We start from the raw sequence: 21,948 nt of genomic DNA, 5'->3' as shown, positions 1-21,948 counted from the left end.
ATATTCTGGTTAATAAATAAAGCGTTTACTTCTATAACATGATGGAATTGCTCCACATATGCCCGTTTTGACCCGGAATGCAAAGTTTAGCCTATTCGAAGCTTGCCCACGTCACGGATGGATACTTCCAGTGGATAGATCTGTGCTTTTTGCGTAGAGAAAAACCACGTCCGCTCCTTCTTCACCACAATAAATAAACCATGTACATCTCCTACAGGAGCAAAGGTTTCACTAACCTCCCCCCAGCGCGTGAGTCCCATCTGCTGAAGCTCATTCACCGTAGACAGAACATCATCCGACACCAATCCAACCTCACATACCTGTACGATGTCTTTCGCAGAGAAGTTATGATCTCTCTCGTTCTGAATACGATGATGAGCAATCAGCTCGATAATATTACCTGCCGGATCTTCGAAATAGAGAGAATGAGAGTTCCAATTCGTAGAGTACATCTCATCCTGCTCCCCTTCCTTGCTTAAAACAACACGGGATGCAGCCCACTGTTTCGCTTCTTTGAATCGATTCGTCGGAATCATCCAGGCCACATGATAGAAGGGCTCATGATCCGTCTCACACTGTTTGAATATCATCCTGGTCGATCCAACCTGAAGGTGGAAGGCCTGATCCGTCTCGTTGGACACCTCCATGCCTAACGTAACACTATAAAAATGCTTGAGCTCCTCCAGCCGAGTTGTGTATAACTGTAATTCTTCGATGATCATACGCTTCGCCCCTGCATCTTCTCCCACTCACTCCATGGCACCATGCCAAGTTCAGGCTTCGCTTCATCGGGGAGCATGGCGATGAATTCAAGCGAATGACCATCCGGGTCGTTAAAATATACAGATACTGCAGGCATCCAGCCAAAGACGTACAGTTCACCGATATCATCATCCAGGAAGTTGCGTGTCTTGATCCCTTTATTCTCCAAGTGAGCCACCGCATGTTTCATATCCTCGAGAGATACTTGAAAAGCAAAGTGCTGACGCTGCACCTTGGAAGGTTCCTTTTGCCACAATCCCAGCATGGCATTGCCTTTTCCACCTATCCAGTAGAAGGAGTTTCCGCGTTCTTTCTGCCCATAGGCATGAAGTAAACCCAAGACCGTTTCATAGAAATGATGGGATCTCTCCAGATCCGTCACGTTTAGATGTGTTTCAAATATGCCTGTAATCATGATGCTCAACCTCTTTTCCATTTTCGCCTTTTCTTCATTCTTTCTTAACTCGTGGATGCATTCCGCGCATTCGTTAACGTCTGGGCCAGATTCAAAAACGATCCAATAACCCGCTGCACCCGGTCCTCTATATCCTGACTGCCTTCGTATTCTTCATATCCGTCAAATGTCGCTTCGAATCGTCTGCGCTGTGCACCCCCAATGGAGATCCACTCTTGTGCATTAATGCCATGCAGATTACGGACAATCGCTTGCAGTTGTAAAAGCGAACTTACCCCCACTGCTCCGCCGGAGGAGCTAATGGACAAGACGGGTTTGCCGCTGAAATGAGCCTGACTCAGGTGATCCAGTGCATTTTTGAGCACACCGCTAATACTGCCGTGATACTCCGGAGTAGACAGGATGATTGCGTCCGCAGCAAGCATTCGCGTGTTCAGGTCTGCCAGATGTTCGTGATCCGCTTGTTTCTCATCTGGTGCGTAGAATGGGAGCGGTGACTTATACAGGTCAAACAGGCTGGCCTGATGTCCTTGACCCCGAATAATCTCCACCGCATACTCTCCCAGACGTGTACTGGTTGCATTATTCCGATTGCTGCCTGCCAAAATAACAATATTCATTCATGTCACTCTCCTTGGTTTTTGGATTCAAACGCTAACGTTCCTTCAACCGATCCGTCTTTGACTATCCTTATCTTACCTTTTTTCCGCATTCAATTCGTCAGCAGATAGACTTAACTTGAATACCAAAAAAACTCAACCTTTAGGTTGAGTTTATACGACTTAAGTATGAAGATATGTCGGAAATGGTCAGACGACCCAGCCATTTCTTAACGCATGAAGAGCCGCTTGTGTCCGATCCGCCAACCCCAGTTTGTCGAGCAGATGACTGACATGGGTTTTGACCGTTTTTTCGGTAATGACCAATTGAACCGCAATTTCCTTGTTGCTCAGCCCTTGAGCAATCAATCCTAAGACCTCTTGTTCACGGCGAGTGAGCATATCCGGACCGCCAGAAGATGTTTGCGTTGTTTGCTCCACCTGCTTCAGCTCTGGATGTAGAGTGTCCGCCGACTGATCTGACGGTATTTGCTTTGATAACTGTTCGCTCATCGACCCATCGGATGAAGCCATCACATGCATCAATTGACCTGCAGCAGCAGGATGTAATTCCACCTGACCCGCATGCACATTACGAATGGCCACAGCCAGGTCCTCTGGTTCAATATCCTTGAGCAGATATCCTTGCACCCCAGCGCGCACAGCAGGAACCACATGATCCTGATCGGAAAACGAGGTGAGCACTATGATTCGGGTTGTTGGCATTAGTGTACGCAGCCGTCTAGCTGTTTCGATTCCGTCCATGACCGGCATATGCAGATCCATTAATACCACGTCGGGTTTTAACGCTTCCGCCTGCGTCAGAGCTTCTTGTCCGTTCGATGCTTCACCAACAACCTCCATGTCTTGCTGTGTGCTCAAAAAAACGTGCAGTCCTCGTCTCACCATCGCATGATCATCTGCGAGCAAAATCGTAATCGGCATCTCTTCTCCCCCCTGACTTTATACGGATTCGAACGGAAGTGGAATGACTGCCGTTACTGTTGTTCCCTTGCGGGAAGAACTAACTATCTCCAACCTGCCCCCAAGCGATTCGGCCCGTTCCTTCATAATGGACAGGCCAAGTGAATTTCCAGACGATGTCTTTGGCCTTTGCGCACCGCCTATTCCGTGATCTGCAACGGTGAACACCACTTCATGCTCACTTAACTTGAGGCTGACCTCAGCAGAAGGAACATCCGCGTGTTTCCGTATATTATTCAGCGCTTCCTGCCCAATTCGCCATAATGCTTCTTCTATATTACGCGGTAAAGACCGTATTCCCGTCCGATTCATCACCACTTGAAGACCTTGGCTGGTACCGTATTCCTGTAACGCATGGAGTAGCCCTGCTTCCAGTCCTGCAGGACGTAGCTGCATAATTAATGCGCGCATTTCCTTAAGAGCCTCCTGAGACAAAGTCCGAATATCCTTCATCGCTTCCGCTGCCGGGTGGGCCTGTTCGGATGCTGTCAACATACTTTCCGCACCTTTAGCAGTTAACGATAGTGAAAATAGAATCTGATTAACCGAATCATGAAGATCACGTGCCAACCGGTTTCTCTCTTCCAGTCGTGCCAGTTCTCGGCGATTCTCCGCCAGCTTCAGACTCTCCCATGCAGCCGCAATATGCTCAGCCAATGCTTCCAGCACTTCATGGTCTGCCTGTACAGGACCTGCTGTTCCTGTTCCTATTCCGATCACCAGAACTCCCGTTTCCCCTGGCGTATGATACGGGAGGGGAACAGCCATTCCCGAGGCAATGGAATTCATCGTCTGGTCAGGCTCGCATAGACTAAGTATCTCAGCCGCCTCTATTGCAGACAGAGATGTGGCACGGTGACTATGGATTACCCGGTTCATGTGGTTTGCCGCTTCCGAGGATACCAGCGCACTGGATAATGTTCGAACCTTATCGTCTGCATACACCGCCTGCAAAACGAACATTCCGTTTTTCTGCTGAATGATTGCGGCAAAAGGCCAGTCATAATGCTGTCCAAGCAGCTGTACAACTTTTACAGAAAAGGCATCCGAATTGCTGCATTCGTTCACCGCAAGGCCCAAGGCCGTGCTAAACTCCCCTAGCTTGGCATACAGATCAGCTCGCTGCTGCTCCGCACGATACAATCTCATCCGATCCATCGCACTACCAATCTGGTACGCGACGCCCTGTAACAGTGCCAGTTCACTATCGCTAAAATGTTCCTTGGCTGGCGCAGCCACGTTGAGCAAGCCCAGCATTTTATCACCTGACCGCAGCGGAACGGTCGCATGGTGGGTAATATCATGGGTATCTCCCCATTGGAATTCCACGGCATCCTCCAACCGTTTACAGTTAATGATGTTGACCGCATGATTCAGACGACCGTCCCTGAAGCGGTTCACACACCAGCAAGTACCCGTTCGCATGGGCTCTTTATCTTTACGCAGTAATGCCGGGGGCAGATTGTAATCCGAAACACAGGCATAGTCTCCACGTTCATTAATCAGAAACATCCAGCCTGCTGTTAATCCGGTCAACTCCAGTAATTTGCCGACCACGGTATCCAGCATGAGGTTCAGATCATTGGACGTATTGAGCGTTTCTGCGATTGTCTTCAGCGTGACCATTTCCTGCATTCCGACTTCTTCCGACATGACAGACTTCTCTCCTTTGGCTAATGCCAACTGTGGTTTGTTCAATTATTGTAACCAATCCACCTTGGATATTAAAGGTTCAACTTCTTCAATCGATAACTTAGCCCAGCTTCTGCCGCTCCTTGCGGGACACAGACAACGGCTCCATATTAATTAGTCCTCGATCTGATAGAGCCAGCGCCATTTTGTAGAAAGCACGCGTACGAATCTTCGTATACGTGTCCTTGCTGACAGGCGGATCAAACACATGGTTATACACTTTATAATCAAACACATCATCGTCTTTCAGATATCGTTCGCATACGAGAACACGTTCCTTTTCACTCAGGCGGGACACCACAAAATCAATCGTATCGCAGTATGCCTGACGCGCTCGCTGCACATCCACATTATAGATCGCCGTTCGTGCCGTGGAATCCCCCGTCACATTGGTTGCACCGTGGAAACGCTCGGCATAACTTGCCGTCACCATAACCTCTCGTTCTTCAAATGCAATCGTTTTATAGATTCGATATTTCTCCAGCGCAGCTTCAACAGCCGTTTGCGTTTTGCGTCGGTCCAATTCGGGCAGCATCAATTCCATATTTATCTTCCTCCTTTAACATTAGGTATAGAATGAAAGTCTAGTAGCTTCGCATATTCACTCTGATGACAGAATAACCTTCCGATCGCTGTTATCCCCGGATTTCTTTGATTATATTTTCAAAAGTGGAAATCCAGTGATAAAGGCGAACACTTCGCTTCTCCAGCTTTTTTCTGCCCTCTTCGTTCTTGCGTACCTTAAAATTCATTCTATAAAAGTTAAACCCTCATGCTCTCATCTTTATTAGAGTTATCCAGATCTCTGAAATAATAACGACATTTTTTCAATTTCCCGCTGTTGCCTTTTGGAATCACTCCAAATCGGTATAATCCGGGGAATTCCCTTCTTCAAAGGGTGGTTTCTTAAACTCCAACCTGTGTCAATGTTACATTTTGTTCGTATGGTGTTCGTATTTCTATTTGAGGATACCACTTTCTGGAGATCGGAGTAAACCTTCATTTTGGTTCATTTTGACGATAAAATAAAACCTTCGCTCTCATTTCCTATGCCTTTTGGCATAATTGTTTCATATCCCTTTACCTAATGGTATATATACGTTATAGTACTGTTTAATTAATGAACTTCCGTATAAGTCATTTGATTTTTAATATTAAGAAGATGCCTTTGAAATATGTGTTAATGCACTTACCAAGAGCCAACGTAGTGGAGGAGACGGAATCGATTCTGAAGAAGCAAAACGTTCGCCTTTAGCAACGGATTTCACCCTTTAGGAAAGGGATATAGGAAATCCGGGGATAACAGCGATCAAAAGAACGATCCGAATCCGGAACGGCGCACCCGCAGAGTTTTAGGGTTGTCGCATTCACCTTTCTTCTTAATATTAATTCCAAGCACTTGTACGAATCGAAGGAGTTGGCATACATGGTGGAGCACGCTTTTGGTCCTTATATGAAACAACTGCGCGAGCAACAGGGATACAGCATCAATCAGCTCGCCGAAGCAGCCGGAATAAGTAACTCACAGATTTCACGTATTGAAAATGGGGTCCGGGGTGTGCCGAAACCAGCAACTATCCGCAAGATTTCAGATGCACTCTCGGTGCCTTATACAGAGATGATGAAACAGGCTGGTTATATCGAACCAGGGAGTGCCACTGAACTTCAGGAAGTACCGGAATGGGCTACATACAAAGACCGTCGTGATTTCAAAAAGATGCTGGAGGACGATGATGATCTGATGTTTGACGGCATTCCACTTGATGAAGATGACAAGAAACGAATTAAGGATGTACTGACAGGTCTGTTCTGGGAAGCCAAACAGATGAACAAACGCAAAAAGACAGACGAATCGGACAATCGCCCATGAGGCACGACGAACTGAATTTAATGAAGCAGCAGGTGAGATCATATGGATGATATCGTAACAAAGCTGATTCGAAAACACCGGACCAACTGCCCTTTCAGCATTGCCCGCGCGGTTGGAATACAGATTCGTTTCACCAATTTGGGGAAATCCACCAAGGGGCTGTACTTCCGCAAGCTCCGGCGCAGGTTTATCGTCATACACAATGATTTGCCGCCGGAATGGCAACGGTTCGTGTGCGCCCATGAGCTTGGCCATGACCGGCTTCATAAAGGGATTAATCGATTCTTTCTGGAGGAACATTCCTATTTTGCTCCAGGCAAGCTGGAAAGACAGGCTAACCGTTTTGCCATTCAGTTACTAACCTCCGGGGTAATGCCTGAACCGGATGAATCTTTGGAGAAATTTTGTTTACGTACCGGACTGCCGCGTGAAGTGCAGCATTTTTTTTACACCATTTAAGAACATACGTTCTTTGCGGAGATTATTTTTACCAATACCAATTTAAACATGTCACTTTCAGGTTACTTATTTTTACGTGATTCGCGAGATTTCCTAATAATAGTCTGTTAAAATACTATTTGAGCTATGTAAACGCTCTAGTAGATTATTATTTGGGGAGGTATCGGATTCATATGAAAATCTGGAAGAATTACGTTTCACTTCTGCTAACGGTCTGTTTGCTGTTTGGCAGTGTAGGTATTGCCGCGGCTGCAACGGACACCACTCCGGGCACAGGCAAACACATTACCATTCTACATACGAATGATACGCATGCCCGTGCAGTTGAATCTTCACCTGCCATGGGTTTTGCCAAAGTAGCTGGAATCGCTGACAAATATCGTAGCGAAAACCCGAACACACTCCTGCTGGATGCCGGAGATGCTGTACATGGTACAACTTTTGCCACTCTCGTAAATGGTGAGAGCATCGTAAAAGTCATGAATGAAATGGGATACCAGGCCATCGTACCGGGTAACCACGAATTCAACTATGGTTCGGATCGCCTGATTGAACTGGCAGACATGATGAACTTCCCCATGCTGAGTGCCAACGTGAAGAAAAAAGACGGAACACGACTCTTTGATCCTTACCTCATCAAAGAGGTGGATGGCGTGAAGATCGGTATCATCGCTTTGACTACACCGGAAACGTTGTACAAAACGAATCCGAAAAACGTAGAAGGTCTTGATATTACAGATCCATCTGCGGAAGCCAAAGTTCTGGTAAACGAAATTCGCAGCAAAGTAGATGTTGTTGTTGTCTTGGGACACCTTGGACAAGACGCATCCAGCACGGATACTAGTTTCAAAGTCGTTAAAGAAGTTCCTGGCATCGATGTATTCATTGATGGTCACAGCCACACTGTACTGCAAGATGGTCTTGTATCCGATAATGGAACATTGATTGCAAGTGCAGGGGAATACACCAATTATGTGGGTGTCATCGATCTGTGGGTAGACGGTGGTAAAGTAACGAAGAAACAAGCAACTCTAATTGATGAAACGGAAGCAAAAGACATCAAACCGAATGAGAAAGTTGCAACTCTCGTAAACTCCATTCAAAAAGAACAAGAACCGATTTTGAAAGAAGAAGTAGCCAATACAGCTATACTGCTGGATGGTAAACGTGAACAAGTACGTGCAGGTGAAACTAACCTGGGTGACCTGCTTGCAGATGCCATTCGTGATGTCAGCAATGCCGATATCGCACTGACTAACGGTGGGGGTATCCGTTCTTCCATTGAGCAAGGTGTCGTAACCAAAGGTGATATCATCACAGTGCTTCCTTTTGGTAATCAAGTGGTAACTCTTGAAGTGAAGGGGTCCGATATCCTGGCAGCCCTTGAAGTCGGTGTAGCCTCCTATCCGGAACCAAGCGGTGGATTCCCGCAAGTATCTGGAATCAAGTTCAAAATCGACGCTTCCGCTGCTGAAGGTAGCCGTGTACATTCCGTGACTGTTGGTGATAAAGCCCTTGATCCGGAAGCCACATACACGCTGGCAACCAATGATTTCACAGCTGTTGGTGGTGACGAATACACCATGTTTGCCAAATACCCAACAACAGGTATGTATGGCGCGCTGGACGAAGCATTGATCAATTACATGCAGAAGCTTGGCGCAGTTAACATCAAAACAGATGGTCGGATCAGTGAAGCGAAAAAACCTGCAGTAGAGCCGGAAACTCCGGCAACAGAAACACCAGCTCCAACCAAGCCACAACCAGAAACACCAAAACCGGAAAAACCGGTTAAACCAACCCCAAGCAAACCAGCTCCAGCGAAACTGCATGTTGTGAAATCTGGGGATTCCCTGTACTCTATCTCCAAACAATACGGCACAACTTGGCAGGCATTGCAAAAGCTGAACAATATCAAAAATCCACACTGGATTTATCCAGGTCAACAATTGAAATTGCCTGCAGCTTCTTAAGCTCAGCAAAGTGCGTATAGGCGTGACCGCTGATATGGTTCAATTACATCACGAATCTATCTTGCCATAACAAAAAGGGAGTCCCTCAAGCCAGATTACTGGTTAAGGGACTCCCTTTTTTTCTATTCCATTTTTTAATATCTGTTGTTAAACATCCACCCATATCAGTTATGTTGAACATTTCCCGTGGACATATCCTGCTGATCTTGACAATCATTTGAAGTAAAAATAAATCCCTGCATGGACTTTACGGACCAAGTTTATCACGTGCCTTCGATACCGAACTATATAAAAATTCTCCAAAATTACTGTATTCATGCGGTTATTATACATTTGATTTCGACATCTCTGTCTTCTCAAAATTGCATACTTGCACATCAATCCGCCCTGAGCATGATGATCTCGAATTCCTTAATCATAAAACCATTTGTATACTGAATACAACGATCCCCATTTAGTTATTTCGTCTGATACAACAACTACAATCTCGCCTATTTATATGTCTATAGCCCTCTTTTTCATACTCGAATTGGAATTTTGGCAATCAAAATGATCGACCGCATGATATTCGGTACTACTATATGAACTTATATCATTAGCCAAATAGATCTAGGAAGTGAGCTGTTCCTTCACATAACACACGGCTTCCTGGGCCGTTAACGAGATTCGCTTCGATTCACCTGATGCAGCAAGGGCGTGTGATCCCAGTTCAACCTGTCCTTCTGCTGCTCCTCGGCCAATCACGATCTGTACAGGCAATCCGATTAGCTCCGCATCCTTGAATTTCACACCTGGTCGTTCGTCCCGGTCATCGACTAATACAGTGAAACCACCCTCGACCAATTGTTGTTCCAGTTCCAGCGTGAGTTGACGCTGCTGCTCATCCTTCCAGCTTACCGGAATCAGATGCACATCATATGGCGCCACAGTCGCAGGCCATCGTATGCCTTCATCTCCTGCATACTGCTCAGCTATAGCAGCCATCAGGCGGGATACGCCAATGCCGTAACACCCCATGACTGGCGCGCACTGGCGACCATTACGATCCAGGAATGAAGCACCCATGGCATCACTATATTTCGTTCCCAATTTGAAAATGTGTCCAACCTCAATGCCTTTGGTAAAACCAAGTGGTGAGCCACATGTTGGACAAGCATCCCCTTCAGCAGCAAAACGGATTCGTTCTACTCGCTCCAATGCAAAATCAATGCCTGGGCGTACACCGGAAATATGCATATCCACTTCATTGGCTCCTGTGATTGCACTCTTCATCACTGCCACGTCAGCGTCCACTACCATCGGCAGATTCAGTCCAATCGGACCCAGAAAACCGACCTTCAGACTCGGATGTGCTGCAATGGCTGCATCGTCTGCAAGGATCAGTTCCTCTGCACCCAACACCTGCTTCAATGCGATATCATTCAGTTCATGATCTCCACGTACAAGGGCAGCAACGAGCCGACCGTCTGCCAGATAAAGTAGTGTTTTGATCATATGATTAGCAGCTTCGCCCACAAAGGCGCTTAACTCTGTAATCGTACGAACGCCAGGTGTCGAGATGCGTACTACGCTTTCCGCTCCTGAATGTTCATCCGCTTGAAGAGCGGAGTCTGCACTGGCAGAGTCGACTGGAACTTCCAAGCTCCCTTCTTTTTTCTCCGTATCTTCTGAAGTCTGATAATCAGCTTTCTCCAGATTTGCGGCATATCCACAATGTTTGCAGGTGACAATCGTGTCCTCACCCACATCAGCAAGAGCCATGAACTCGTGTGTCTCCCCCTGACCGCCAATCGTTCCTGCGTCCGCCTCGACACGGATATAGTCCAGACCACAACGTTCCAAAATGCGACTGTAAGCTGTATTCATCGCCTGATAGGTACGATCAAGTTCTTCCCAATCGGAAGCAAAGGAGTACGCATCTTTCATGATAAATTCACGACCGCGCAGCAATCCAAATCGAGGACGGCGTTCATCCCGGAACTTGGTTCCGATCTGGTACAGCGTGAATGGCAGCTTACGATACGAGTTCACCTCATCCCGCGCTAACGCAGTTACCACTTCTTCATGTGTTGGTCCAAGAGCAAACTCCCTTGCATGACGATCCTTTAGACGCATTAATTCAGGACCATACTGGGTGTACCTTCCGGACTCTTCCCACAGTTCGGCTGGCTGCATAATCGGCAGTAATACTTCCTGACAACCGGCACGATCCATCTCTTCTCGAACGATCCGTTCAACGTTCAACAATATACGGCGTCCAAGAGGCAGGTAACTGTAGATTCCTGCTGCCAGTTGGCGAATCATACCGGAGCGCAGTAACCAGCGATGTCCTGCCGCATCTGCCTCCGCTGGCGCTTCACGTAATGTTGGAACAAACATTTCACTTTGACGCATCTGGACCACTCCCAATCTTCTTTTTTATTATCAAAATACGGCGTGTAAACAGCAAAAAGACACATCCGTCAAGGGACGAATGTGTCGTGGTACCACCCTTGTTTAACTGCATAATCATCCGTTCGCAACCTATGCGATCTGTAAAATGCAGTCCTACGGGGCATAACGGGCCCTGCCGGCGGATGTTGCAACCCTGAATGAGTATTCTCTTCCGCAGCTCGCGAGGTAGGAATTAGGAAGCAGCTACAGGAACCTTACACCATACTGTCCCCTCTCTGTTGAAGCTGGCTTGCACAATCATGTCCTCGTTATAACGCTGTTATCATTTTTGACCACATTAGTTCATTTACAAGTAATTGTCAACCAACTTAACCAAATACAACGCCTGAATAATATTCCACTACATCACGAATGAGCATAAACGCATCCCCATTGGTAAGATTGTTCTTGTCAGCAATGCCAGCAAGTGTGTCGTCACTTATAAAGTTTTGCGTTTGTAATTGAGCAAGTGCATCTTCAAGTGAAGTTTCAGCTTCTGCAGATCCCATTGCCAGACATAACATATACGCAGCCTGATCCAACGTTAAAGGTAGACTTGAGGCATTCTCCATAGTGGCCAGAGCTTGATCGGCACTGCCGGTGTAGGCTTCTGGGAACATCGACTGCATTCTTTTCAATTTACTTAAAAATCGTTCCGGATTCATTCCTTTATCCAGTTCCCAACCATCGTTATTATAATTGCCTGAAGTCATATACATACTCGTGGCAGCCAGCAATCCCTTGTAATCCTTATGTTCCATATACTTAGGCTGTTCGAAATGATGTACCTTTAGATCCATACCCTGTTTTTCCAGCATTTTGCGTAATTCAGATGCTCTCTCTTCAGAAGCTGAGAGTTCTCGGAAGGACTCCTTATGGACGTAGGCCAGTTTGACCGCCGCTCCTGCCGCTTCTCCCTCTGCCATTCCCAGCGGTACAACTCTCGCACTACCATGTGGGATTGTATCATAACTTGCTGCACGTCCGACGACAAGCATACCATCCACCTTTAGCGGAACAAGAGAACGAAAAGGTACACCATATTGAATCGGGCTTAACATAATCGTGCCGGCATTTCCAACACTCGTGCTCTGAATATCAATATCGTATGAACCGTATCCAATGGCATCCCAATGATCACGATTTTCCATGACATCCGCTAAAGTTAATCGATACTCGCCATAGATGTGACGTGACTCCCTCACATAAAGCTCATTCGCTGTCCCAGCATATTGCAGCCCTGCGAATTCATCATAATTTTTCTTCAGAAAATCAACAATTCGTGGGGCTTCTTTATTCCCGATCTCCAAACCTTCTTTCACAGATATGGGATCTAACGGGTCTACCCCAAAAATCTGCATCGTGTTAACCAAGATTGTATCATCATTTTGTCTTCCAATATTCAGACTACGAATCTTAATATGTTGTGGATTGGAGGATTCATATTTTCGAGCATCACCGTATCCCCAAGCACTCATCTTATCAACCCCGGTTCCCTCTCTTTCCCTAAACTTTTGCCATACCTCATCTGTAACACCGCTTAGCTTGAATACGAGCGTAGAGACCATTTTGGATTTACCATCTCCAATATCTTGTCTACCGATGGAGTATGGAACTCCTGCAGCGGCTGCAATATCCGCATCTTGCGTCGCATCAATAATGGAGCGGGTTGATATCTGAACCGTTGTTCCGTCTTCTTTCGTTATGCTCATCCCCGTTATTGTCGTGTGATCTCCCGTAGATTGTTCAGTAAGAGGAACTAATTCCTTCGCGTTCATCAACAGGTCAATATTAGGTTCAGAACGAACCATCCGATAGAAAACGTTAGCTGCTGTATGGGTATCAAAAGAACTGCCCTCGATCTGGTCAAACCATTCCTGGAAAATGCCCTTGTTCAAAAAATCAGGCTGTCGCAAACTACTCAATAACTGCGGTTGTTCAGGGGAATAATTTAGATCCAGCGTATTAAGGCCTCCCTCGGTTAACAATCCGCCCAACATGTTGCGATCTCTGGCTTCCACCAGTAACACACGCATCCCATTACGAGCAGCTGATAAGGCAGCGGTAATACCTTCAGGGTCCGTTCCAGCTACAATCACGTTATAGGAATCTTTCAAGGTTAATGTAGATTCTACGTTCTCCAGTGGCTGCCATACATAATTATTATTAAATTTATAATTCTTGTTCCAAATATAAAATGCACCATAAGCAGCGCTCATTAACACAACAAACACACTAGCTGTGATTGCTGTTATTTTCCTTTTTCTGCTAATCAAAGAAACAAACCTCCATATGTACTGTAAATTCAATAATACGAACTCGTGAAGCAGTTTTCCTATGTTATACCAACAACCGACTAATTTCTCTCCTTTCCTGCATGAATAGGCATAAATAACAAAAAAACTTCCCAACATTTCAAACTGTGTTAGGAAGTTTTGATAATAATTCTACTTTTATGTTGCCATAAATACAGACCAATATATAGGAAAGCCCCTAACTCCACTCATTATAACGACCACTTTTTGCGAAGTAAAGACTTACCAAAACCGGAAATGCATCTGTTAGATGATTAAACATTCAAACAGTTCGTTCATCCTGACTACAATGAATTCTCTGGCGATGGCTGACATGGAAGCATGTTCCCTGTAATATAGAGAAATAGAAATCTACCACAGGTATTAATCGATAAAGGAGCTTGTCCTATGCCATATATCATATATGATCTTGAATTCACGGTAAGCCGCAATACTCGCTATTCTTCTGAAATCATTGATATCGGCGCCGTCAAAGTTACGGAAAGTGCGGATGGATTGGCCGTTACGGACACGTTCCATACGTATGTTCGTCCTTCCAACAAATCCGTTCTGTCCACTGACACGATTCAGTTTACAGGCATCACACAGAAAGATATTGATGCAGCCCCACTTTTTCCGGCAGCATTGAATCAATTCATTGCCTGGATGGGAAGTGACCCCTATTACATGTGTTCCTGGGGACCCGACGACCGCAGCAAACTGATCTCTCATTGTCGTACCCATCAACTGGATGTGGCCTGGATCACCAATCATAACGATCTCCAGCAACAATGGTCGCGCACCGTTCGCAAAGAAGGCAAGTTCCGTCAACTCGGTCTCGCTCAGGCTCTTGAAATCTGTGGCATTGAATTCGATGGTACCCAGCACCGCGCATTGGATGATGCCATCAATACAGCCAAGGTATTCATGCATCAATTCGACCGATTCACGCTGGAAAATAACTGTGCAGCCGATGATGAAGGCATTGCATCCAAGGTTGTCTATTCCAGCTCTACAGAAGATGAAGAGAAAGAATCTCCGTTTGGCAACCTGGCAAACCTGTTCAAATTCAAAGAGTAGCTCTCCACAGCACGGTGCCTAATCGTGTGTTGCGATAGAATAGGAGCCTTCTAATCTCAACTTCTATTGTACATTTGCTGCCAATAATTCAGGCGTTCTTTCATCTTGATGCGGCATATCTCTGGTTCGAGGATCTCCGCATCAGGTCCATATTTGGATATCCATACGAGAAACTCCTCAACGTCACTTAAAATGGCTTCAAATAACAGGCTACCTTCCGTTTCTATGGTTAAGATGGGGCGTATATAGAATTGTTCCTGCATTACACGCTCCACAGCATGGGGTGCAAATCGAATTTTGAACGCAGTCCACTCCGTACTTCCCTCATATGCCCAAGGAATGCGGAAGTGTGATTGTATGAGATAGTCCTCTTTTCGAAACGTACGCGGCAAGATCCGTATCCTTAGCAGCCGGCTCACCTGAAATATTCGAAGTTTCTCCGACATATGACAATACCCTAACAGCTCAAATCTGTATTCTTGCGGGATAAGACAGTAAGGATCTATGCGTACAATTCCTTTTTTTCCTTGAGACAGATACTCCGCTTCAATAGTGTTCTGTGAGATTCCTGCCTGAAGCAGGGTAATCAGGGATTGGTTCTGTGAATCATTATTTTCATGTTGCCATACGGGCAATCCCACTTTGAATAATCCACTTATTTGCTCCGACCATTCCACACGTTCTGTTTTGTTTTTCTGACTCGAAGCAACCACTTTCTCATACGCGCTCTCAAAAGCAGGTTTCAGCAAAGGACGAATATTCTCCATAACTTCAGCAAGATGCATGAAAGCTTGGGCTTCTTCATCAGACCAATTAAGCGGATACATGGCAAAATTGCTGATAAACATGTACCCTTGTCCGTGTCCCATATTGGCGATCGGGATATGCATTGCACTGAGGGCCTCCATGTCGCGGTATATCGTCCTTTCCGTCGTCTCGCATCGCTGGGCAAGCTCACGCGCCAGAATGCCTGGCTTGGCTTGTACCAGCGTGATAATGCGCATTAATCGGATTAGTCGGTCTGTCATTTTGCCGGACCCTCCACGATGTTGTTTCAATAAATTTGATACAACTCCATCCATAGTTTAATATGATATTGATACATACATTCGACCTTCTCCTAAACTTCACCTTCAAAACATATGTAGACTCGTTCTCTCTATACCGTAACCATCTGAAATCAACCCTATTCGCCTAATATCTTTTGTTCACGGTCATGATATCCGGTTGTAAACGTGATTTCATAATGACAACGCAGCTTCTCAACGATCTCGGCTTCTGTGTAATAATCCAGATCCTGCTTGCGTGCGGCTTCAATTAACAGCGCATCTGCATGACGACGCAACATATGACTCCCCTCTTGAACCCGGCCCCTTTCATAGGCACGTAAGGCTTGCTTGATCAACGGTACAGTTTCACTTAACTTAATGGTCTTTTCCACCTTCGGATCTTCCGGCTGTCTCAGCATGCCGAGATGACTGGTGTACTGAATATACAACTGCTCTCTTCGTAACAATACGCGTTGACTTTGCTTCAACTTCCTTGTGCTCCAGTAGGCTGAACATACCGCTGCTTTTCCGGATACCCGGGGTCCCATGACGAATTCAAGCAAAATTTGTTTGCTCTCCCCTTTGTATACATCACCAAGCCTGAGTAACCAACCAATATCTGTTTCTTTGGAGCGACATCCATAGATGCCTTTGAGCTGCACCCCATATTCCGGTTTGAGCAAAAGTTCCAAATCTCTTGATACAATTTTGGGTGCTATTTTCCTAAGTCTTTTGGCAGGGGCACCGTTACGCCACTCTACCATCATATATACGGGGTCGGCTCCCCCTGTCGGTATGGCCTCTTTATTCCACGAATAAGATACTTCAAAGACTGAGTTCACTGGTAGTCTCTCCCCCGATTTATGTGTATTATCTTCTAAGTTATCAGGGTGAATGGACACTATATTGTCACGGAACACATGTTCCCATTAAATTTTTCCAATATATTATTTTCTCATCCCCAAATCCGCCTGAATACGACAATAAACGACGAAAAAGCCTGGCACTATGCCAAGCTTTTCAATCCTTTATCTATGACAAGTCCCAAATTAAACTGTAGGGTGATCGATTCCCATTTTGTGTAAATAATGTGCACCATCTGCTTGGGTTACCGGAGCATAGGTGACACTGTCAATGACCAGCTTACGCCCTACTGGCTCTCCGTTAACAGTGATCATAATTGTTTTGGTTGATGTGTTCTGATCTGTCGTATACATATGTTTCTACTCCTTCATGTTCGCGATCTTATATTCAATCGGATATATTGGTATCGTTCATTAAATTGCGTATTTGTGAATAGCATGCACCCGGAACTGAAGTAAAAGTTCTGTTAAAACGGTCCGGTGTGCTTGCCTATCGTTCTATTACCCCACAGATTTATATGCTAAACAGCCCTGTTCCTAAATCATTTTAAATATTTCGGGTAATAAAACGATATCATCTTGAACCCATCGTCCCGATTTTGACGTATAATGTAAGAGCCGTATTTCAACAATAGACGACGATTTCGGCGATTGCTCGATCTAACCGAAGAAAGAGGTGTTAACGATGCCAAAATCCATTCAGGGTTATTTCATTCGGGTGTTATTCACCACATGCATTCTATTTACCGTTTCGATCGCTTCGACAGCAAATGCAGCCAGTGCCAATATTTTTACGGATATATATAGCGGCTGGGAGCGAGTCTCCGAATTGCCTGGAGAAGTGAACGCTCTGCAGGAAAGTTACAAACAAACCATGGAGCAATTGAATCAAACATCCGCTCAGCTGGGACAAGCTCAGGCCAATGTCGAAGCATTTAAGACCCAGAACGAACAGCTACTGGCTCAGAACCAGAAACTTACTGAAATGGTAAGCAAATTGCAAGATGACCAGAATGCCAGAGTGGCTGCCAGCAAACGAATTCAGACGATGATCATCACTGTCGTTTCTCTCATATTGGGTTATTTTGTTCTGATTCGTGTGATGCGTTGGGGAATGCGTCGCCGTTCAGGCCGAGTATAAAAGACAGGAGCAACTGCATGAACATACACCTGAACCATGCTGAAGCAGGCGGAACTGGACAAGTCGTCACATTTTCACTGATTAAAGATGACCGCCTTCATATTCTGCATCCACAGCAAATAGTGGCCTTCCGCGGTCCAAGTGGGAGCCGCAATGATAAATTCATGAATATTACAGGCATATATCGCAAGAAAAAGCTGATTAAATCTGAAATTACCGGACCTTGCCAATTTGTGGCTGCCCTGCCTCCCGGATTCACCATGAAGGAAGTGGAGCTCACGGAGGACAGTGATCTGCTCTATGATTTCCGCCACCTGTTCTTCTACTCGGATGGTGTAACGATGCATACCAAAATCCAAAAAATCAAAAACATGCTGATCACCCGTGATGCAGTGAAAATGAAATTTTCCGGCAGAGGTAAAATCGGATTGCTCACTCAAGGCCAGGTCTGCCAACAGGAACTTCACCCAACAGCACCGCTGTATGTGGATGCCGGTAGCATCATTGCCTATCCCGAGAATGCACATCTGGAACTCACGGTATATGGTAACAACCTTGCCAGTCAGCATATGAATTATCATTGGAAGATGACAGGACATGGATCTGTACTCTTTCAGGCTGGACGTGAGAATCGTCGGTTGGAACAGGATCTCAACGATGAGGGTCTGTTCAAACGAATTCTGAAAGAAGTGATCCCTTTCGGGAATGTACTGATCAAATAAACATATCAAATAGACCGTTAGTTAATGAAGCCAACCGATTAACTGCCACTGTGCTCAAGTGGGGTGGTCACCACGCGGTTTCATGTTATAATGGTTCAGACAATTGAAGAAGAAAATCCGTGCCATAGGGCGTGTCTGAGAACTCCGAAGGAAGCAGATTTTGCCGAATTTTCGTTCCAAGCAAGGAAGTTTTCCGCAGGCGTGCCGGGGCACGTCAAGGGAAAGTGACGCAGAATGGGGCGAAAAGGTGGTAAAAGATGCACTTCAGCGAGTTTTGAGACACGCCCTACGGCATGGGAGAGGTTCGCGAACTCCCTCTATAAGACTTGACCTTGTGATGGTCAGTATAAGTCTTGCGTACACGTTACTTATCGTAATGTACGTAAAAAACTAAGGACACTTGCTCATGGCTGCTTTTTTTGAAGCGGTTATTGAGAAGGTGTGTTTTTTGATGGATGCCAGTTCATGAACTTCTCTGTTCTTCCGACACTCTATGCCTTCGTGCATGGTTTGATCTCAAGAAGATAGAGAGGTTTTTTTATGTTGAACGAAGAAAAAGCAGTCGTTGTATTCAGCGGCGGTCAGGATAGCACCACGTGTCTGTTCTGGGCCAAACAACAGTTTGCCGAAGTCGAGGTTGTTACGTTTGATTACGGTCAGCGCCACAAGCTGGAGATTGAATGTGCTTCCGAGATCGCTCGCGATCTGGGCGTGCAGCAAACGGTTCTCGATATGAGCCTGTTAAACCAGCTTGCACCCAATGCCCTCACGCGCACGGATGTTGAAATTACACATGAAGAAGGCGAACTGCCAAGTACATTTGTGGATGGACGGAATCTGTTGTTCCTCAGCTTTGCAGCCATTATGGCCAAACAAAAAGGAGCTCGTCACCTGGTTACAGGTGTATGTGAGACGGATTTCAGCGGATACCCGGATTGCCGGGATTCATTTGTAAAGTCAATGAATGTGACACTTAATCTCTCGATGGACTACCCATTTGTCATTCATACGCCGCTCATGTGGCTGGACAAAGCCCAAACGTGGAAGATGGCAGATGATCTCGGTGCCTTCGAATATGTGCGTGAGCGTACCCTGACCTGTTATAACGGCGTAATTGGCGATGGATGCGGAGAATGCCCTGCTTGCAAACTGCGCAAAGCCGGACTGGATCGTTATGTACAGCAAGGTGCTGCTGCTGAATCGGCGGGAGTGGATGTACGATGAGAGAGCCGGGAACATTCCGTATTGTGGAGCATCTGCAACGAATAGGTGAAGATATTCTACCCACCCAGCTGCGCTATCACCGTAAACGTGTGCTTGTAAGCAAAGAATTCACCTTTGACGCGGCACATCATCTGCATTGTTATGAAGGCAAGTGCAAGAACTTGCACGGTCATACGTATAAAGTGATATTTGGCATCAGCGGTTATCCGGGTGAAACCGGGCTGACAGTTGATTTTGGACATATCAAGGATATATGGAAAACTCAGATTGAGGGTTATCTGGATCATCAGTACCTCAACGAGTCACTTCCTTTAATGAATACAACGGCTGAAAATATGGTCGTTTGGCTGTTCGAACAGATGGAACATGCGCTTCAGACAGAGCCATATGTTGGGCTAACCGACGGCGGACGGACAGAGTTTGTAAGGCTCTTCGAGACACCAACCAGTTACGCGGAAGCGAGACGGGAGTGGATGATTGATGAGTAGTGTTGTAGAACATGGGCCGTCGCGTGAACGTAACCAAGAGGCTCGCATCCCTGTGATGGAGATTTTTGGTCCGACGGTTCAAGGCGAAGGCATGGTCATCGGGCAAAAAACGATGTTTGTTCGCACCGCGGGTTGCGATTATCGCTGCTCCTGGTGCGACTCGGCCTTTACCTGGGACGGCAGTGGCAAGGACCAGATCCAGATGATTACGCCGGAGGGCGTATGGGAAGAATTGCGCCGCGTTGGCGGCACGCGTTTCTCCCATGTCACCATCTCCGGCGGTAATCCCGCCCTGCTCGCTTCGCTGGGCGGGTTGGTTGCCCTGCTGCGGGAGAACGGCATCCGCACCGCGGTGGAGACGCAGGGCTCCCGCTGGCAGCCTTGGCTGGCGGACATTGACGAAGTCACCGTCTCGCCCAAGCCACCCAGCTCCGGCATGGACACGGATTGGTCCGTGCTGGATGATCTGATCGGACGGCTAGCCGCTGGCCCGGCAGAACGAAGCCATAGTCTGAAGATCGTGATCTTCGATGAGACAGACCTGGGCTATGCCCGCCGTGTGCATGCACGATATCCGGGCACGGATCTATTTTTACAAACCGGGAACCCGGATGTGACTTCCGCCGATACGCCAGATCTGGCGTCCTCACTGCTTGTTCGTTATGAGTGGCTGATTGACCAAGTCAGTGCATCTGATGACCTGAATGATGTTCGTGTGCTTCCACAGCTTCATACGTTGGTATGGGGCAACAAACGCGGCGTCTAATGGGCAGTATGGGTGGAATGGGCGGCATGGACGAGAACGAAATGTCCTCAGACAATGAAGAGAATTAAACAGGCAAGATTGAAGACGGCCTATTCATATATACCGCGAAGCTTCGGGCTTTGACGGAAACAAGGAGCGCTTAATAACCGATGAGACAACCTGATGAGATGCAAGATGTGACGTTGCTAGGCAACCAGAACGTAAAATATACGTTTGAGTACGATCCGGGCATTCTGGAGAGCTTTGATAACAAACATCCGTACCGTGATTATTTTGTTAAATTCAACTGCCCGGAGTTCACCAGCCTGTGCCCGATTACGGGGCAGCCAGACTTTGCAACGATCTATATTAGCTACATTCCTGATATCAAAATGGTCGAGAGCAAATCACTCAAGCTGTACCTGTTCAGCTTCCGCAACCATGGTGACTTCCACGAGGATTGTGTGAATATCATCATGAACGACCTGATCAAGCTGATGGACCCGCGCTACATTGAAGTATGGGGCAAATTCACACCGCGCGGTGGTATTTCCATTGACCCTTATACAAACTATGGTAAGCCGGGAACGAAGTACGAGCAGATGGCCGACCACCGCATGATGAATCATGATATGTATCCAGAGACGATTGATAATCGTTAAAGTAGTCTGGTTCATGCAATCTCTATAAAATAGAATCATTGAATGCCAAAAGCCGAACTCTTCCATCTGAAGAAGTTCGGCTTTTTAGTATAAACCTGTAGAACCTCCGTGTCTCAATCCTAAGTTTGGAGTCAATTTCAAGTAGATTGATCTTCCTTCAGTTCTTTGACTTTTTTAACGTAATGTCTCAACATCAGAACACCAATCGATTGAAAAATGATAAATATGACGATAGCAGCAGATAGAGATTTCGGTGCAACATAGAGAGCCTGAAACGTGATTACAGCCATATATACAATGGTCATTACCAGTTCACGTCGAGCTGATTCATAAGGCGATAAGGATTTCAATGCCATCCCTCCCCTTTCCTTTTCATTCTAAAATATGGAATTTATTATTATGAAGTCTAAAGTAATACATTTCTTTTGTAAATGTACGTTTTCTCTTGTTCCCCTTGTCGGTCCAATCAATCTATCCTATTATGTAACAATAT

General features: G+C 46.1%; 22 protein-coding genes. 10 read left to right on the top strand and 12 right to left on the bottom strand.

Translation table 11 applies throughout. The annotated features are described in order from the left end of the window. Positions 1-86: 86 nt before the first annotated feature. The 6 genes from MKX40_RS06165 to MKX40_RS06140 form a co-directional block, all read right to left on the bottom strand. Positions 87-722: a VOC family protein gene (locus tag MKX40_RS06165; protein ID WP_339240219.1), complete on the bottom strand. Its 636-nt coding sequence runs from the start codon at positions 720-722 to the stop codon at positions 87-89. Beyond that, the gene (locus MKX40_RS06160; RefSeq protein WP_339240217.1) at positions 719-1,177 is read right to left on the bottom strand and encodes a VOC family protein; all 459 of its coding nucleotides are present in this window, start codon (positions 1,175-1,177) and stop codon (positions 719-721) included. Before MKX40_RS06160 ends, MKX40_RS06165 begins: the two co-directional genes overlap by 4 nt. Before the next feature lie 44 nt (positions 1,178-1,221). Continuing rightward, positions 1,222-1,797: an NAD(P)H-dependent oxidoreductase gene (locus tag MKX40_RS06155; protein ID WP_339240215.1), complete on the bottom strand. Its 576-nt coding sequence runs from the start codon at positions 1,795-1,797 to the stop codon at positions 1,222-1,224. 189 nt (positions 1,798-1,986) lie between these two features. Continuing rightward, positions 1,987-2,721, bottom strand: a complete 735-nt coding sequence (locus tag MKX40_RS06150) for a response regulator transcription factor (RefSeq protein WP_339240214.1) — start codon at positions 2,719-2,721, stop codon at positions 1,987-1,989. An 18-nt stretch (positions 2,722-2,739) separates the two neighbouring features. Beyond that, the gene (locus tag MKX40_RS06145; protein WP_339240213.1) at positions 2,740-4,458 is read right to left on the bottom strand and encodes a GAF domain-containing sensor histidine kinase; all 1,719 of its coding nucleotides are present in this window, start codon (positions 4,456-4,458) and stop codon (positions 2,740-2,742) included. A gap of 55 nt (positions 4,459-4,513) precedes the next feature. Further along, on the bottom strand, positions 4,514-4,996 hold the full coding sequence (locus tag MKX40_RS06140; RefSeq protein WP_017690187.1) for an ArpU family phage packaging/lysis transcriptional regulator: 483 nt from the start codon (positions 4,994-4,996) through the stop codon (positions 4,514-4,516). Positions 4,997-5,878: 882 nt separating this feature from the next. Here MKX40_RS06140 and MKX40_RS06135 point away from each other — a divergent pair. The 3 genes from MKX40_RS06135 to MKX40_RS06125 all read left to right on the top strand — a co-directional run bounded on the left by MKX40_RS06135 (position 5,879) and on the right by MKX40_RS06125 (position 8,754). After that, positions 5,879-6,322 (top strand): helix-turn-helix domain-containing protein, encoded by a 444-nt coding sequence (locus MKX40_RS06135; protein WP_339240212.1) that lies wholly within the window; start codon positions 5,879-5,881, stop codon positions 6,320-6,322. Positions 6,323-6,364: 42 nt separating this feature from the next. After that, positions 6,365-6,781 (top strand): ImmA/IrrE family metallo-endopeptidase, encoded by a 417-nt coding sequence (locus MKX40_RS06130; RefSeq protein WP_339240211.1) that lies wholly within the window; start codon positions 6,365-6,367, stop codon positions 6,779-6,781. Positions 6,782-6,954: 173 nt separating this feature from the next. Further along, a complete protein-coding gene (locus MKX40_RS06125; protein WP_339240209.1) occupies positions 6,955-8,754 on the top strand; it encodes a 5'-nucleotidase C-terminal domain-containing protein in 1,800 nt (599 codons plus the stop codon). Between the two features lie 609 nt (positions 8,755-9,363). Here the strand turns inward: MKX40_RS06125 and MKX40_RS06120 are convergent. Together MKX40_RS06120 and MKX40_RS06115 are read right to left on the bottom strand one after the other, a co-directional pair. Continuing rightward, positions 9,364-11,148 carry a proline--tRNA ligase gene (locus tag MKX40_RS06120; protein WP_339240208.1) on the bottom strand — a complete coding sequence of 595 codons (1,785 nt, stop codon included), beginning with the start codon at positions 11,146-11,148 and terminating at the stop codon, positions 9,364-9,366. Between the two features lie 368 nt (positions 11,149-11,516). After that, positions 11,517-13,463, bottom strand: a complete 1,947-nt coding sequence (locus tag MKX40_RS06115; protein WP_339240206.1) for an FAD-dependent oxidoreductase — start codon at positions 13,461-13,463, stop codon at positions 11,517-11,519. A 426-nt stretch (positions 13,464-13,889) separates the two neighbouring features. Between MKX40_RS06115 and MKX40_RS06110 the strand changes: the two genes are divergently transcribed. After that, positions 13,890-14,561 (top strand): 3'-5' exonuclease, encoded by a 672-nt coding sequence (locus MKX40_RS06110; RefSeq protein ID WP_339240204.1) that lies wholly within the window; start codon positions 13,890-13,892, stop codon positions 14,559-14,561. A 56-nt stretch (positions 14,562-14,617) separates the two neighbouring features. Here the strand turns inward: MKX40_RS06110 and MKX40_RS06105 are convergent, their stop codons facing one another. The 3 genes from MKX40_RS06105 to MKX40_RS06095 form a co-directional block, all read right to left on the bottom strand. Beyond that, positions 14,618-15,589: a WYL domain-containing protein gene (locus MKX40_RS06105; protein WP_339240201.1), complete on the bottom strand. Its 972-nt coding sequence runs from the start codon at positions 15,587-15,589 to the stop codon at positions 14,618-14,620. Positions 15,590-15,747: 158 nt separating this feature from the next. Further along, entirely contained in the window at positions 15,748-16,452 is a 705-nt protein-coding gene (locus MKX40_RS06100) for a hypothetical protein (protein ID WP_339240198.1), read from the bottom strand. Between the two features lie 207 nt (positions 16,453-16,659). After that, complete coding sequence (locus MKX40_RS06095; RefSeq protein ID WP_339240196.1) at positions 16,660-16,827, bottom strand: hypothetical protein; 168 nt, start codon at positions 16,825-16,827, stop codon at positions 16,660-16,662. A 331-nt stretch (positions 16,828-17,158) separates the two neighbouring features. Between MKX40_RS06095 and MKX40_RS06090 the strand changes: the two genes are divergently transcribed. From MKX40_RS06090 to queF, 6 genes are all read left to right on the top strand, one after another. Next, positions 17,159-17,614, top strand: a complete 456-nt coding sequence (locus MKX40_RS06090; RefSeq protein WP_339240195.1) for a hypothetical protein — start codon at positions 17,159-17,161, stop codon at positions 17,612-17,614. A gap of 17 nt (positions 17,615-17,631) precedes the next feature. Further along, positions 17,632-18,336 carry an AIM24 family protein gene (locus tag MKX40_RS06085; RefSeq protein ID WP_339240194.1) on the top strand — a complete coding sequence of 235 codons (705 nt, stop codon included), beginning with the start codon at positions 17,632-17,634 and terminating at the stop codon, positions 18,334-18,336. A 543-nt stretch (positions 18,337-18,879) separates the two neighbouring features. Then, on the top strand, positions 18,880-19,560 hold the full coding sequence (gene queC / locus MKX40_RS06080; protein ID WP_339242944.1) for a 7-cyano-7-deazaguanine synthase QueC: 681 nt from the start codon (positions 18,880-18,882) through the stop codon (positions 19,558-19,560). Beyond that, entirely contained in the window at positions 19,557-20,048 is a 492-nt protein-coding gene (gene queD, locus MKX40_RS06075; RefSeq protein WP_339240192.1) for a 6-carboxytetrahydropterin synthase QueD, read from the top strand. The genes queC and queD overlap by 4 nt, the downstream gene beginning before the upstream one ends. Next, positions 20,041-20,814: a 7-carboxy-7-deazaguanine synthase QueE gene (queE, locus tag MKX40_RS06070; RefSeq protein ID WP_339240190.1), complete on the top strand. Its 774-nt coding sequence runs from the start codon at positions 20,041-20,043 to the stop codon at positions 20,812-20,814. Before queD ends, queE begins: the two co-directional genes overlap by 8 nt. Positions 20,815-20,963: 149 nt before the next feature. Further along, complete coding sequence (gene queF, locus MKX40_RS06065; RefSeq protein WP_017690202.1) at positions 20,964-21,455, top strand: preQ(1) synthase; 492 nt, start codon at positions 20,964-20,966, stop codon at positions 21,453-21,455. Between the two features lie 137 nt (positions 21,456-21,592). Here queF and MKX40_RS06060 read toward each other — a convergent pair whose 3' ends face one another. Next, positions 21,593-21,805: a hypothetical protein gene (locus MKX40_RS06060; protein ID WP_339240188.1), complete on the bottom strand. Its 213-nt coding sequence runs from the start codon at positions 21,803-21,805 to the stop codon at positions 21,593-21,595. Positions 21,806-21,948 lie beyond the last annotated feature (143 nt).

It is taken from the genome of Paenibacillus sp. FSL R5-0517, from assembly GCF_037974355.1.
In the GTDB taxonomy this organism is placed as follows: domain Bacteria; phylum Bacillota; class Bacilli; order Paenibacillales; family Paenibacillaceae; genus Paenibacillus.
The sequence above is the reverse complement of the archived record's forward strand: the minus strand, read 5'-3'. Positions and strand labels throughout refer to the sequence as shown.

Excerpts from the sequence above, each read along its gene's own strand:
- MKX40_RS06165 (WP_339240219.1), bottom strand. The coding sequence starts at position 722 with ATGATCATCGAAGAATTACAGTTATACACAACTCGGCTGGAGGAGCTC.
- MKX40_RS06160 (WP_339240217.1), bottom strand. The coding sequence starts at position 1,177 with ATGATTACAGGCATATTTGAAACACATCTAAACGTGACGGATCTGGAG.
- MKX40_RS06155 (WP_339240215.1), bottom strand. The coding sequence starts at position 1,797 with ATGAATATTGTTATTTTGGCAGGCAGCAATCGGAATAATGCAACCAGT.
- MKX40_RS06150 (WP_339240214.1), bottom strand. The coding sequence starts at position 2,721 with ATGCCGATTACGATTTTGCTCGCAGATGATCATGCGATGGTGAGACGA.
- MKX40_RS06140 (WP_017690187.1), bottom strand. The coding sequence starts at position 4,996 with ATGGAATTGATGCTGCCCGAATTGGACCGACGCAAAACGCAAACGGCT.
- MKX40_RS06135 (WP_339240212.1), top strand. The coding sequence starts at position 5,879 with ATGGTGGAGCACGCTTTTGGTCCTTATATGAAACAACTGCGCGAGCAA.
- MKX40_RS06130 (WP_339240211.1), top strand. The coding sequence starts at position 6,365 with ATGGATGATATCGTAACAAAGCTGATTCGAAAACACCGGACCAACTGC.
- MKX40_RS06125 (WP_339240209.1), top strand. The coding sequence starts at position 6,955 with ATGAAAATCTGGAAGAATTACGTTTCACTTCTGCTAACGGTCTGTTTG.
- MKX40_RS06120 (WP_339240208.1), bottom strand. The coding sequence starts at position 11,148 with ATGCGTCAAAGTGAAATGTTTGTTCCAACATTACGTGAAGCGCCAGCG.
- MKX40_RS06110 (WP_339240204.1), top strand. The coding sequence starts at position 13,890 with ATGCCATATATCATATATGATCTTGAATTCACGGTAAGCCGCAATACT.
- MKX40_RS06105 (WP_339240201.1), bottom strand. The coding sequence starts at position 15,589 with ATGACAGACCGACTAATCCGATTAATGCGCATTATCACGCTGGTACAA.
- MKX40_RS06095 (WP_339240196.1), bottom strand. The coding sequence starts at position 16,827 with ATGTATACGACAGATCAGAACACATCAACCAAAACAATTATGATCACT.
- MKX40_RS06090 (WP_339240195.1), top strand. The coding sequence starts at position 17,159 with ATGCCAAAATCCATTCAGGGTTATTTCATTCGGGTGTTATTCACCACA.
- MKX40_RS06085 (WP_339240194.1), top strand. The coding sequence starts at position 17,632 with ATGAACATACACCTGAACCATGCTGAAGCAGGCGGAACTGGACAAGTC.
- queD (WP_339240192.1), top strand. The coding sequence starts at position 19,557 with ATGAGAGAGCCGGGAACATTCCGTATTGTGGAGCATCTGCAACGAATA.
- queE (WP_339240190.1), top strand. The coding sequence starts at position 20,041 with ATGAGTAGTGTTGTAGAACATGGGCCGTCGCGTGAACGTAACCAAGAG.
- queF (WP_017690202.1), top strand. The coding sequence starts at position 20,964 with ATGAGACAACCTGATGAGATGCAAGATGTGACGTTGCTAGGCAACCAG.